Source organism: Virgibacillus sp. M23, from assembly GCF_034190895.1.
GTDB lineage: Bacteria > Bacillota > Bacilli > Bacillales > Amphibacillaceae > Virgibacillus > Virgibacillus salarius.
Genome location: NZ_JAWDHA010000014.1, coordinates 64,418 through 77,605, shown reverse-complemented (window position 1 = coordinate 77,605; position 13,188 = coordinate 64,418). Strand labels below are relative to the sequence as shown.

Genomic DNA, 13,188 nt, shown 5'->3' with positions numbered 1-13,188 from the left:
GGAAAGCGAAGTAATTAGTCGGAGCATTGCCAATATACATCAAACATTTCAAAATAACTACTTGGCTTAACGCAGTCATTGCACTGATTTTATACTTTCTTAACTTAGAACAAAAGCGCAAGCGCCCAATTAGAGACGTAGCGACTGAAGTGAATCAACGGAGATAAAGGAATCATGGTGGGCTTGTGAGCCGATAATGACTTAGATTAGGACAATTCGTGAAGTCGCCTCGTTTCTGGGTGCTAGAGCTGGACAAAGCTCAACACGCGCTTATTTATCACATCTGCAAATTTTATAATTTCCTAGATTATAAACAATACCTTGAGGAAATATATCCTAAAGGTTTTGCTGGCTTTTTAGCGCCGTGCTTAAGTGAATTTACGATTATAATTCCAAAGCAACAACAATAAACCTGATAGCCCGATTAATTGCGTAAACAATTCCCAATGACCTACTGTTCGCTGACCATTAAGAATCAGATACATACAAAAGAGAAAGAAAACTACCTTTAAGATGCGAAAGACTCTATCTTTCATTTGTGTAATCCTCCCATTTAATCTCACTTGCTTCTAATCGTACTTGATATTTTTCACCATTTTCTATATATACATCTGTAACTTGCTGTACATTTGAGTTATTGACAACGGCAAACTTTTTAATTTCAGGGTATACATGTATTTCACAATGGACATTGGAAGTATGCCATTTGTATAAAGCCATCTCCTTATGAGCTGCGTAATACATCGCCCTTAGTAATAGTCTTGTATTCTCATGACTATAGGGAAGACCTGCAATGTACACACTACGCCCTTTACCGAAGGCTGTACTAGCGAGTTGCAACCCCTCATTCGTATGTTCAATAATATCCGTAACTTCCCTTAAGGCATACACATTTTTCATACCTTCTCCGAAATCAAATGCCTGTATATCCTGGGAAATAAAATGTGATTCGTTCTTTTCGGTAAAATATTTATTTGTCGATAAGCTAAAGCCTAATTCCTTTTCTACACCTAATACATCTGCTAGTTGAAAGTAGCGTCCTTCACGATGATAAGCAGTCGGTTCTCCAATACCGATAAATCCTCCTCCATGATAAACCCATTCTCTTATAACAGAAAGTAAGTCCTCTTCTTTCCATCGTTCTCCACCAGAGAATGCTGTACCAGCATCTCCGGTATTAATAAGGACATCAACATCTTTAGGCACACCATGCTGTATGACATCGTCAAAACTAATAAAATCTACGTCTACCGCTGAACCACTAAGAGCCTCTAAAACCCCCTGATATGAATAGGCCTGTTTATACCACTTTCCATGTGCTACCATATGGGTCTGCCATGTACGAATCCTTCCCCATGCATTTAAAATTGCCACCTTTAATCCAGTATAAGGCTTCACGCCATTTATAGTATCGTAAATTTCACGAAATTCGTCTGTAATCTTTTCTACACAAGCTACAAAATCGGGGAATTTATATGCCAAGCTTAGATATCCGCCATAGCCAATTCTGTCCAAAGGTTTACGCATTAGAGCTCTTCTCGCTGTCAGCCAATTGCTATTTGCTTCAATTACTGGGTTATTCTTATCATGAAACGTATCGGGAAAGAAGTAAGGTAGAAAACGACCTTCCGTATACTTCACATCTGGGATATCAGAAATCATTCGTAATGTTGCCCCATCTCCAACACTTCCAACTACAGCATCCATACCTGTCTCTTTGAAATAGGCTCCGTAAGGCTCTGTCCCTATCCAATTATCTCCCAAAAACATCATCGACTCCTTACCACTTGCATGTACAATTTCAACTAATTCTTTTACTTCCTTAGCAACAAATCGTTGAATAAAATCCATATAATCTAAGTAAGCTCTGGAGGGAATTCGAAAGGTAGAATTATAATAGCCTTTATCGACAATATCTTCTGGTCGCAGACGATATCCTTTTTCTTTTTCAAATGCTTCTAAAGCAGCTACAGATACACTAGCACCGTAACCGAACCAGTCAACAAATTTTTCTTTACCTAGATTGTTAAATACTAAGGTAAAGTGATAAAAAAACGTCGTAAAGCGAACAACATCAGTTGCTGGATTTTCTGCTAGCCAGTTTTTTAAATAATTGCGCATAAATTGTTTAGAATGAGGCTGCCGAACATCGAATGGAATTTCATGTGGCTTATCTCTCCAATCGTTCGTTATATGATTATACATTTGTGTCGGATCCCATTTCATAAATGCTAAGAATGAAACCGTATATTCATGCCATGGTTTGGCTTTAAATATAAGTAAGCTATTTGTCTCCTTTTTTACTATCCAATGATTTGCTGGCACAACCTCACCAGTAGTCCTATCGATTACTTCCCACCACTTTTTAGGATCATGCAAATAATCTGGTTGAATCTGCTCTTCAAAATATCCTGTCAAGAAAGACACTTCCAGCTCAGTGTCTATTGCTGTATTATATTGTGACATTAAATATAGCTGTTGCATTTCCTCTGGATGCTGTTTAGCAAAGTCATTATGACTACGTGCTACAAAGTAAGTCGTATAGATTTTCGCATCTAATTGTTTGATTTCTTCATCTAATTTTGTCCCATCACTATCTCGAAGCGCATCTGCTCCCCAGCGATCCATTAATTCTTTTGTTTCCTCCAAAAAATTCTGTTGACTCGGTAGCGTAACTCTTCCGGTTAACTTTTTCAATTGTGACACCTACCCTTTCACTCCTCCTACAGTCATTCCTTGTGTTAAGCGCTTTTGCACGATAATATATAAAATTAATGTCGGTAACATAACAATTACCATTCCCGCATACATTGGACCATAGTTAACAGCTGATCGTTCAGCAGCCATTAAGTTTAACAAACCAACTGGCAGCGTTTGATTCCCTCCTGGCATTAGTGTAAGTGCCATAATATATTCATTCCAAAATAACAAGAAATTAAAAAGAATGACGATAACAATACTTGGCATTGCCATCGGCAACATAATGGAAAACATGGTGCGATAATATCCTGCACCATCAATACTAGCGGCTTCTTCAAAATCAGAAGGCAATGTCTGAAAATAGCTTGATAGAAGATAAATCGTAAATGGTAAAGCAGTTGCGGCATAAACGAGTGCAAGTACAGCACGATTGTTTAATAAAAATCCATTATCTATTAAACTCTTTAATCCCATATCCAAATCTAAGAGCATTAAGAAAATTGGCACAGTAATATAGCTGACATTAATGAATAACCCTGCTTTAACAATCATGTTTAATAATTTATTCCCTCTAAAACTAAACCTGGATAAGACATACGCCGCTGGTAAGGCTATTACTAGCAAAATGAATAAAGCTAATACGGTAACCATTATTGAATTAAACAGATATTCTCCCATTCGCGCTTCCTGAAATGCTTCTATAAAATTTTGAAAATGAAAACCATGTGGTAAGCTCCATGGGCTTCCATAAAACTCGACGTTTTCTTTAACAGCAGCAAGGAATACCCAGGCAACTGGTATAACAATTGAAACCGCTAAGGTAATTAAAGCTACATAGATAAATAGTTTATATAGAGCATCGGTACTCCGTTCCTTTGAATCTTTCATGAGATATTAGCACCCCCTTAATACTCTAAGACGTCACGTTTCGTGATGTGACTTACAATCGCTGCTAAGGTAAAAGAAAAAATAAACACTACTACACCAATTGCCATTCCATAGCCAAAGGTAGAATTACCATAGGCTTGGTCATACATATAGGATAGGAATACTTCTGTTGATCCGTCAGGTCCTCCACCTGTCAATGCCTTAACTAACAAGAAGCTTAGATTAATCGTGCTGATGATATAAAATGTTAATGTTGTTCGAATATTATTCCATATCAATGGTAATGTAATGCTGGTAAATTGTTTTAATTTACTTGCTCCCTCCAATGACGCCGCCTCATAGAAGCTAGCTGGTATACTAGCCATACTTGACATATACATAACCATATAATAACCAATGGCTTGCCAGACTAGAGCACCCGCAAGACTATAGATAACTATTTTCTGATCACCTAGCCACATTTGCTGAAATGTATCTAATTGAAACATTCCTAAAACACTATTTAACAATCCATTGGAAGGATCATATATGGCTGAAAATATACCAGCTATAACTACAATGGATAGTATATTTGGAATATAAAAGATGACTCGAAAAAAGTTTCCTCCTCTGACCTTCTCTTTTGTTAGAATAGCTGCAAAAAACACTGCAAAAATAAATGTAAGAATTGCTACTACAACTATTAAGAGAATAGAATTCTGAAATGATCGAATGAAATTCATATCATTCCATAGAAGTCTAAAATTATCCAAACCGACAAATTGTTGTGTATTTGAAAATCCACCCCAGCGGTACAAAGACATCCGAAAAACCTCAAATGTTGGTATAAACATAAAAATAACCATCAAAATGAGAGCTGGTATTACACATACTCCGATAAATATATTTCGTGATTTCGTTTTACTCAAAAATGTTCACCTCTTTTTGGTCCCAACAAAGTGAAATTCATTCAGGCTAAACATCTAAAAAATAATAAAGGGAAACTTCAATTAATGGGATTTTGTCTATCCCTCACTGATTGTTAATAACATAAGGGTATAACCTAAAGGCCCTTGAACCAATCGGACATTTACTGGCAGTTGATCCTCCCCTCACCAATATTGGTTTCGCTTTATTACTTGAAGTGGGATCTTACTGCCAGTTACATGCGGGGTAAACTATTTCTTACATCCATTTCTCATGATGGATTCATCTAATAAAAACGGTAAGAAATCAAACAAGCTTACCGTTCTATTATCATCAACTAATAAGCGATCAGAACCCCCTATATAGCTTTGGATTAGTTCATAGCCGGTCTTAGCTTATCACTTACTTCTTCCATTTCGGCTTGCCACTCTTCGAAAGAAGTTTCACTACTCATTACACTGTCAATTGTTCCGTACAGTGTATCCCCCATGCTCGCTCCTGGTACAGGTTCTGTAGAAGCAAATGTCCCCATTGCTGGAAGCGCTCCTTCCTCTTCATAAATGCTATAAAATGTTTGTTTCTGTCCCTCTAGCTTTTTCGTAATACCATTAATTGGTTGTACTGCACCAGCATCAAGGAAGATAGATGCTGCTTCATCAGAATACATATATGCTATAAATTCCTTCGCTTCATCCTTATGTTTAGCTGCAGCTGGAATCCAAATTTGTTCAAAGAATGTGAATGCATAACGATCACCACTTTTCTCAAATGCGGGTATAGATGTCATCCCCCATTGGAAATTTTTTGAACGTGGAGCTTCTTTCATTTCATCTACAACCCAATTACCGTTCGGCATAAATAATGCTTTGTTATCTAGGATGAATTGCTGGTTTTTTGTGAAATCATTCGGATTTGCATTTGCAACAGTGTCCGAATGCGTATACTCTGCTAATTTTTCTATCGTTTGTAATACTTGAGATGCCTCTTCTGTTTCCCAAATTCCGTCCTCATAAGTCATTGCAGCATTGTAAAACTCCGGACCACCTGCAGCATAAAGCATGGAGCCAACTAAAGTATCAAAATACCCTGTTGTAGGATACGTAAACAAAGAGATACCTTCTTTTTTCGCTTTTTCACCTAGCTCCCACATTTCATCCCATGTTTCAGGAACTTTCCAGCCTTTTTCTTCAAATAGTCCAGCATTAAAGAATAATCCAGTTGGACTATAGAACATTGGAGCTAGATAGGTCTCACCATTAGCATATGGATTAGTTGCAAGCGTATCGGTAAATCCATCTAAAAGTTTTTTATTAACTGTCACTTTTTCGGTTGGTATGTTCATATTCAATACATCGCTTATATTTTCTAGACCATTTTCTTTAATTAATGTTTCCGTCAATGCCTCTGGTCTATTGGTAGCCAGTAATAATACGTCTGGATACTCACCTGCCTGCATATTAGGTCGAATTACTTCCTCTAGATTCTTTTCAATTGTTAATTCAATATTAATATTTTTATTAGCTGCCTCATACGATTCAGCAATCTGGTCCCACATTTCAGTTCCATAAGCTGACTCTAAGGCAGCAACATGTAAGGTTGTTTCTTTGCCACCTCCACTCTCCTCTGATTCCTTTGAATTAACATCCTCTCCTCCTGAGCAAGCCGCTAAGATAAGTCCTACAAATAGAAAAGAGATTAATATTATCGATTTCTTGTTTTTCACGATACGTAAACCCCCTTATTTAATAATAATATATCTTTATCGTACCTATATTAAAACGCTTACACAATCAACATCTTGTTGACTTTTTTATAAATATTGCTTTTTAAGCTTTACTCCTATAAAATTAATAATTAATAGAAATTTCAAATAATAGTAAGGGGTGGAGCAATGTCCTACGAAGTTTATAAAGTGAAGGAATTTGCTACAAGAAATGTGCCATTTAAATTACTTTATATCACACATTCAGAATACGACCGAGGCTGGCATAGTACAAAGCACACCCATCACTTTACAGAATTATTTTATATCGTTAAAGGTAAAGGATCATTTCTGCTTTCCAATCATGAAATTCCAGTTAAAGAAAATGATTTAGTAATAATAAATCCAAATGTTGAACATACCGAAAAATCCAATCTGTACGACTCACTTGAATATATTGCTCTAGGAATTGAAGGACTAACCTTTGCTCATGTTAAAGAAAATAGTTCGCAAATGGGCTTATATACTTATCAGGGCGATCGTGAGAATATTCTCTTCTACCTGCATAGTTTACTGAACGAAGTGCAGCAAGGGAATGAAGAGTATGAAGTTATCTGCCAAAATATCATTGAAATCTTGATGGTAAAGCTTCGAAGAGGCAAAATGTTAGAAATTCAAAAAACAGAACCCAAAAATATCAACAAAGCCGCCGCATTTATTATGTACTATATAAATCAGAATTACAGAGAACCAATCACCCTTGATACATTGGCAGAAATCGGACATATCAATAAATATTATTTGGCACATACATTTAAAAAAGATATGGGAATATCACCAATTGAATATCTAAATCAAGTACGAATACGAGAAGCAAAAATACTATTAGATACAACAGACTATCACATTGGTAATATTGCTGAATTCACCGGCTTCTCTTCTCAATCGTTTTTCACACAAGCATTTAAACGGGCTACAAATCAAACACCATCCGCTTATCGTAGACAGAGGAAAGAAACGTTGGTCGTTAAATAGCAAGCAAAATATCAGGTGATCTGTAATACGAATATTTGGATTCACTAAAATGGAAGCTTTTATTCTAATTAAGGAGTTATTGCATATACTTGAAAGGGTGTATCATCACTTTAGGTTTATGGGGAGGTAATGTTGCTTTGCCAAGCAGTATTTGTGAACGAAAGGTAGATATTCCTATTGAAGAAATATGGGACTTTGTTAACGATATCAATAATTGGGCTAGCCTCGTTCCAGGATATCAGCAACATACGATGATAAATGCTAAACAATCGATTTGGATATGCAAAGGAGATATTGGCTTTATGGAAAAAAGTGTTCGATTATCATTATCCGTCACGGAATGGCAAAGTCCGAATAAAATAGCATTCACTTTAGCTAGTACGAACAACCATGTCAAAGGAAGCGGCTATTTTCAAGCCCATAAACTAGCAGAAAATCAAACGAAAATGACAGGTTCACTCTCTATAACAGCTAAGGGCATTGCTGGTTCGATGATTAACTCTTGCTTAAGACCATTTTTATCCAAAGTAACGGCTGATTTCACAGATAATGTCATCGAACATATTCAGACAAGAAGGTCCGCGGTTATGCAATAATAGTTATTATTCCACTGCTTTTTATCGTGAGCTTGCAGGAGTTTAGATTTACGAACGGGCGATGAAAGTATACCCGAATTCCGTCAAAGACTGGGAATCGCTAAAGAACAGTAGAGAAGCAGGAAGCCTTCTCAAAAATGATCTAGGCATTTTCTTCGTGCCATGTCTAGCAGAGCGGTCTTCCTCGCCCTGCTGGAAAAGCAATAGCGAAACTCCGTGAGAAGCCATGTTTGTTCTAAACGTGTATATCCACTTTTACCAGGGGTGAAAAATAATTAAAACTTTGTTAAATATGTAAAAGAAATTTCCAACGTGAGAGTACTCCTATAAAGCGAAAGCTTCAATAAGTTTGAGGGTTTTGTTTATCCCCACGGATGGTTAGTACTACAAAGGGATGACCTAAAGGCCTTTGAACCAATTGGACTTTACTGGCAGTTAATCTCCCACTTACCAATAGTACTTTCACTTTATTGCTTGAATTGGTTGGTATTACCGCCAATTAAAGGTGTGATAAATACTTAACAGACTATTTTCTATGTCAAAGTTCGACAGTATAGATCCTTCATGATAGAATAAATCCGTTACTAGGCTATCAGGAAAGGATCTTTTGTTATGTCAGGAATTACAAAACACATAAATAAAACCGTATTATCTTATGCGCAAATTATTTTTGGAGCTACACTTGTTGCTCTATCCTATAATTTATTTTTGCTACCCTCAAAGTTAGCTGCAGGTGGTATTTCTGGGATTAGCACAATTCTCTTTGAAATGTATTCCTTAAGCCCAGCTTATACGCAGCTTCTAATAAATATCCCTATCTTTATTATCGGCTGGCTAACACTTGGAAAAGATTTCAGTTGGAAGACATTAGTAGGAACATTTTGGGTACCGTTTATAATATGGGCAAGTGCAAATATTCCGTATACGATAACAAACCCAATTCTAGGAGCTATCTATGGAGGAATTATTCTCGGAATAGGTCTAGGCATTGTTTATAAAGGTAATGGTTCTACTGGGGGTACAGCAGCAATTGCTCAAATTGTAAAGAAATTCACAGGCCTATCAAGCGGTTATTCACAACTCATTGTTGACGGTTTTGTTGTTATCTCATCCATTATTGTATTTAACCTAGAATTAACCCTATTTGCGCTCATGTGTATTTACATTACAAGCAAAACGATCGATATTGTGCAGCTACAAACTTCAGCTACCAAACTAATATTAATTATTACGGAAAAAGAGCAACATATTCAGTCACTAATCCGTGACGAAATTGATCGTGGGTTGACAAAGGTTCGTTCAGTTGGAGGGTATTCACATAGCGATAAAACAATGATACTTTGTGTAGCTGAACAACAAGAAGCCTTTCATTTAAAGAAAATTTTACAAAGAGACGAACCGGATTCCTTTGTCATCTTTATTAATGCATCGGAGATTTTAGGTAGAGGCTTTTCTTTGGATAAGTATTATGGTCAAAAGCTTTAACGATACCTTCAATAAAGGAATCATGATAAATCTTCAGGTTGTCAAAACGTCTCGATGGCCAGCTTCTATTTAAATTACAGGGATTACATGTTTCTATCAAAAAAGACATCGTATAAAATGTAACATGTAACGATAAAGTGAAACTTCAATCGGTTGAGGGTTTTGATTATCTCCACGGATGGTTAATACCACAAGAGGATGACCTAAAGGCCTTTGAACCAATCGAACATATACTGGCAGCTATCCTCCTACTACCAACATTCGTTTCACTTTACTGCTTGAAATGGAGGTCTTACTGCCATTTATAGGTGGGATAAAAGAAATTACAGCAAAAGAAACACTTACTTATTGAGCTTAACCACTACATCAATTTTTCGTATAACCCTGAAAAAGCTTGAGGCTAGGACAAAAGAATCTTTAGGAACAAAAGTGCAAGCGCCCGATTTGAAACGTGTGACTGGAGCGAGTCAACGAACATAAAGGAATCATGGTGAGCTTGCGAGCCGATGATGACTTAGATTAGAGCGATTTATGAAGTCGCCTCGTTTCTGGGTGCTTGTGCTGGACGACGCGGCTCAACACGCGTCTATTTATTCACATGGGCAAATTTTATCATTTCCTAGACTAAGATAAAAAACCCAAACCTTATCTGAAATCATTTAGATAAAGTTTGGGTTTTTGTTTTAGAGATAGATAGTTCATTCATCGCTTAGTCAAAATGCTTCGCTTTCCTGCGGGATCTTCAGCTCGTACTTTTGCCGCGGATTTTTTTCGAACAAGGAAAAAATCCCAGAATATATCTACCTCACCCAACGATTTATAATTAAGAATTTACTAATACCGGATGGTGTAAACGATTGGCCAGCTGCTGAATGTTGGCCATTGCACCAATATCCATATTCCCACCACTAACAATTAGCCCACAGTGTCGTGATTTGATTTGATTATTATGGGCAAACAATGCTGCTAATGTTGCTGCTCCCGCTCCTTCCATTAACGTCTTGTTACGCTCAAGCATATAGACAATTGCTGCAGCAATTTCTTCGTCCGAAACAGTCACAAGATCATCAACATACTTCTTAATAAGTGGCAAGGTTCGTTTACCAGGCTTTTTCACAGCAATTCCCTCTGCAATGGTATCCACCGATTTTAAATTTTGTATTCGATCTGAATGAAAACTATCATATATGGCAGCTGCCCCGCTAGCTTGCACCCCAATAATTTTGATATTGCGATTCACATACTTAGCAGCGATTGCTATTCCACTTATTAAGCCTCCACCGCCGACTGGTACAAGAATGGTATCCATTCGATCTTCTTGCCTGAGCATTTCCATGGCGATAGTTCCTTGACCTGCCATTACATCATAATCATCAAAAGGATGAATATAAACCGACCCAGTCTGGATTTGTTTTTTTAATGAAGCTTCATATGCCTCCTGAAAGGTTTCTCCCGTTAGAACCACTTGAGCACCATAGTTGCGTGTTGCATTAACTTTGGCTAAAGGTGTTTTCTCCGCCATGTAAATGGTAGCCTTCGTTCCAAGTTTAGCCGCTGCATACGCAACGCCTTGCGCGTGATTCCCTGCTGACGCAGTAATAACTCCTCTTTTTAATTGTTCCTTTGTCAGTTGCATCAACTTAAACGTAGCTCCTCTAAACTTAAAGGCGCCCGTTTTCTGTTGATTCTCCATCTTGAAATAGACATGTTTACCAACGAAATTATTTGTTGTTTGCGAAGTTAATAGTGGTGTCCGATGCACGATTGGAGTCAGTCGCTGCATGGCGGTGTGAACCTTTTCACCTGTTAAGCAATTCCCAATTCCTTCACTCTCCTTGTATGTTTGCTCGTTGTATGATCAATTATTGCTATTCTCATAGATTTCAATCTTTTCTTCATGCAGAAGCGTTAAGGCGATATCATCCCAACCATTTAATAGTTTCTCCTTATGATATGCGGGTATCTGGAAATGATATTCCTTATTTCCCTCAAATATTTTTTGATCTTCCAAATCTATTGATAACGATAGATTCCCAATGTCTGCTTCTTCAAGCCATTGCTTTACCTGCTCTTCTTCTATCTTAATTAAGATAATTCCGTTCTTTAAAGCATTATTATAAAATATATCTGCAAAGCTTGGAGCGATAATTACTCGAAAACCATAGTCTAGCAATGCCCATGGAGCGTGCTCTCTAGAAGATCCACAACCAAAATTTTCTCCTGCCACTAAAATCGATGCATGTTGATAACGCTCCTTATTAAGACTAAAGTCTTGGCGTTTATTTCCTTCGTCATCAAATCGCCAATGATAGAATAAAAACTGACCGAATCCTGTGCGCTCAATTCGTTTTAAAAACTGCTTTGGAATAATTTGATCAGTATCAATATTTGTTCGATTCAATGGATACGCAAGTCCTGTATGGTTTTTGATCGCTTTCAACTTTTTCCCTCCTTACAACGCCACACCTGCATAATTGCGAACGTCTACAAAATGTCCTTCAATAGCTGCTGCCGCTGCCATTTCTGGACTTACAAGATGTGTACGTGCACCATTTCCCTGTCTTCCTTCAAAATTACGATTTGATGTAGAGGCACATCTCCCCTCCGGAGGAACGATATCATCATTCATCGCAAGGCACATGCTACATCCAGCTTCTCGCCATTCAAATCCAGCATCCTGAAAGATTTTATCTAATCCTTCCTGTTCTGCCTGCCTCTTTATGCTAAATGAACCTGGCACAACAATAGCTCTAACATTAGCGTGAACATGTTTTCCTTTAACAATTTCCGCAGCCCTTCGCAAATCACTTAAGCGCGAATTTGTACAAGAACCGATAAATACATGATCAATATGAATAGAGGAAATTGGTTGATTTTCGTTTAATCCCATGTAATGTAGGGCACGTTCAACATCTTGCTTATATTCCACGTCATTCAAATTTGGAGTTGTTCCACTAACCGGTACACACATTCCTGGATTCGTTCCCCAAGTTACCTGCGGCTCCACTTCGTCACCGCGGATTGTTACTGTCTTGTCATAAACCGCTCCATCATCTGTTGCTAAAGCTAACCAGTCCTGAGCTATAGTTGTGAAGGCTTCATCCTTCGGTACATGAACCCTTCCTCGTAAAAATTCAACTGTAGTTTCATCAGGACTGATCAAGCCAGCCCTTGCACCTGCTTCAATTGACATATTACATACTGTCATTCTTCCTTCCATAGAAAGGTTACGAATTGCTTCGCCTGTATACTCCATCACGTATCCAGTACCAAAACGAACACCAAATTTCGCAATAATTGCAAGAATTAAATCCTTTGCTGTTACTCCTGCACCAAGATCACCTTCTACATGCACATTTAACGTTTTTGGACGTTCTTGCCAAATCGTTTGTGTTGCTAAAACATGCTCTACTTCACTTGTTCCAATTCCAAAAGCTAACGCCCCAAAAGCACCGTGTGTAGAAGTATGACTATCACCACAGACAATGGTTTTACCAGGCTGCGTTAGACCTAGTTCAGGTCCAATAACATGGACTATACCTTGATCTGGATGAAACATATCTGCTAATGGAATATTATTTTCCTGACAATTTTCCTTTAATGTTTCCATCTGTTTACGGGATATCTCATCTTTTATTACATCTCGATTTCTCGTCGGTACATTATGATCCATCGTTGCAAAAGTCAAGTCAGGTCTTCGTACCTTTCGTTTGTTTATCCGCAGACCTTCAAAAGCCTGTGGAGAAGTCACTTCATGAATTAAATGCAAGTCGATATAAAGAAGATCTGGTTTTTCTTGCTCTTGATAAACCACATGTTTTTCCCAAATTTTTTCAATAATTGTTTTTGACCGGCCCATCATTTTACACCTCCATC

General features: G+C 37.6%; 11 protein-coding genes. 3 read left to right on the top strand and 8 right to left on the bottom strand.

The window, feature by feature from the left end; genetic code table 11:
- Positions 1 to 368: 368 nt before the first annotated feature.
- The 5 genes from RVS70_RS08115 to RVS70_RS08095 form a co-directional block, all read right to left on the bottom strand.
- Positions 369 to 536, bottom strand: a complete 168-nt coding sequence (locus RVS70_RS08115) for a DUF6903 family protein (RefSeq protein ID WP_162986489.1) — start codon at positions 534 to 536, stop codon at positions 369 to 371.
- Positions 526 to 2,697, bottom strand: a complete 2,172-nt coding sequence (gene gnpA / locus RVS70_RS08110) for a 1,3-beta-galactosyl-N-acetylhexosamine phosphorylase (RefSeq protein ID WP_205389792.1) — start codon at positions 2,695 to 2,697, stop codon at positions 526 to 528. The genes RVS70_RS08115 and gnpA overlap by 11 nt, the downstream gene beginning before the upstream one ends.
- Positions 2,698 to 2,706: 9 nt before the next feature.
- Positions 2,707 to 3,588 carry a carbohydrate ABC transporter permease gene (locus RVS70_RS08105; RefSeq protein ID WP_321132847.1) on the bottom strand — a complete coding sequence of 294 codons (882 nt, stop codon included), beginning with the start codon at positions 3,586 to 3,588 and terminating at the stop codon, positions 2,707 to 2,709.
- Between the two features lie 17 nt (positions 3,589 to 3,605).
- A complete protein-coding gene (locus tag RVS70_RS08100; protein ID WP_374488271.1) occupies positions 3,606 to 4,433 on the bottom strand; it encodes a carbohydrate ABC transporter permease in 828 nt (275 codons plus the stop codon).
- 434 nt (positions 4,434 to 4,867) lie between these two features.
- Positions 4,868 to 6,217 carry a carbohydrate ABC transporter substrate-binding protein gene (locus RVS70_RS08095; RefSeq protein WP_321132846.1) on the bottom strand — a complete coding sequence of 450 codons (1,350 nt, stop codon included), beginning with the start codon at positions 6,215 to 6,217 and terminating at the stop codon, positions 4,868 to 4,870.
- Between the two features lie 168 nt (positions 6,218 to 6,385).
- Here RVS70_RS08095 and RVS70_RS08090 point away from each other — a divergent pair, with 168 nt between their 5' ends.
- The 3 genes from RVS70_RS08090 (at position 6,386) to RVS70_RS08080 (ending at position 9,312) form a co-directional block, all read left to right on the top strand.
- Positions 6,386 to 7,231: an AraC family transcriptional regulator gene (locus tag RVS70_RS08090; protein ID WP_026679850.1), complete on the top strand. Its 846-nt coding sequence runs from the start codon at positions 6,386 to 6,388 to the stop codon at positions 7,229 to 7,231.
- A 137-nt stretch (positions 7,232 to 7,368) separates the two neighbouring features.
- On the top strand, positions 7,369 to 7,827 hold the full coding sequence (locus RVS70_RS08085; RefSeq protein ID WP_026679849.1) for a CoxG family protein: 459 nt from the start codon (positions 7,369 to 7,371) through the stop codon (positions 7,825 to 7,827).
- A 612-nt stretch (positions 7,828 to 8,439) separates the two neighbouring features.
- Positions 8,440 to 9,312 carry a YitT family protein gene (locus tag RVS70_RS08080; protein WP_026679848.1) on the top strand — a complete coding sequence of 291 codons (873 nt, stop codon included), beginning with the start codon at positions 8,440 to 8,442 and terminating at the stop codon, positions 9,310 to 9,312.
- Positions 9,313 to 10,135: 823 nt separating this feature from the next.
- Here RVS70_RS08080 and ilvA read toward each other — a convergent pair.
- The 3 genes from ilvA to leuC form a co-directional block, all read right to left on the bottom strand.
- The gene (gene ilvA / locus RVS70_RS08075) at positions 10,136 to 11,095 is read right to left on the bottom strand and encodes a threonine ammonia-lyase (RefSeq protein WP_321132845.1); all 960 of its coding nucleotides are present in this window, start codon (positions 11,093 to 11,095) and stop codon (positions 10,136 to 10,138) included.
- Between the two features lie 75 nt (positions 11,096 to 11,170).
- Positions 11,171 to 11,752, bottom strand: coding sequence for a 3-isopropylmalate dehydratase small subunit (gene leuD, locus RVS70_RS08070; protein WP_321132844.1), 582 nt, complete (start codon positions 11,750 to 11,752; stop codon positions 11,171 to 11,173).
- A 12-nt stretch (positions 11,753 to 11,764) separates the two neighbouring features.
- Positions 11,765 to 13,171, bottom strand: coding sequence for a 3-isopropylmalate dehydratase large subunit (gene leuC, locus RVS70_RS08065; RefSeq protein WP_026679845.1), 1,407 nt, complete (start codon positions 13,169 to 13,171; stop codon positions 11,765 to 11,767).
- Between the last annotated feature and the right edge of the window lie 17 nt (positions 13,172 to 13,188).

Excerpts from the sequence above, each read along its gene's own strand:
- RVS70_RS08115 (WP_162986489.1), bottom strand. The coding sequence starts at position 536 with ATGAAAGATAGAGTCTTTCGCATCTTAAAGGTAGTTTTCTTTCTCTTT.
- RVS70_RS08105 (WP_321132847.1), bottom strand. The coding sequence starts at position 3,588 with ATGAAAGATTCAAAGGAACGGAGTACCGATGCTCTATATAAACTATTT.
- RVS70_RS08100 (WP_374488271.1), bottom strand. The coding sequence starts at position 4,433 with ATGGTTATTTTTATGTTTATACCAACATTTGAGGTTTTTCGGATGTCT.
- RVS70_RS08090 (WP_026679850.1), top strand. The coding sequence starts at position 6,386 with ATGTCCTACGAAGTTTATAAAGTGAAGGAATTTGCTACAAGAAATGTG.
- RVS70_RS08080 (WP_026679848.1), top strand. The coding sequence starts at position 8,440 with ATGTCAGGAATTACAAAACACATAAATAAAACCGTATTATCTTATGCG.
- ilvA (WP_321132845.1), bottom strand. The coding sequence starts at position 11,095 with ATGCAGCGACTGACTCCAATCGTGCATCGGACACCACTATTAACTTCG.
- leuC (WP_026679845.1), bottom strand. The coding sequence starts at position 13,171 with ATGGGCCGGTCAAAAACAATTATTGAAAAAATTTGGGAAAAACATGTG.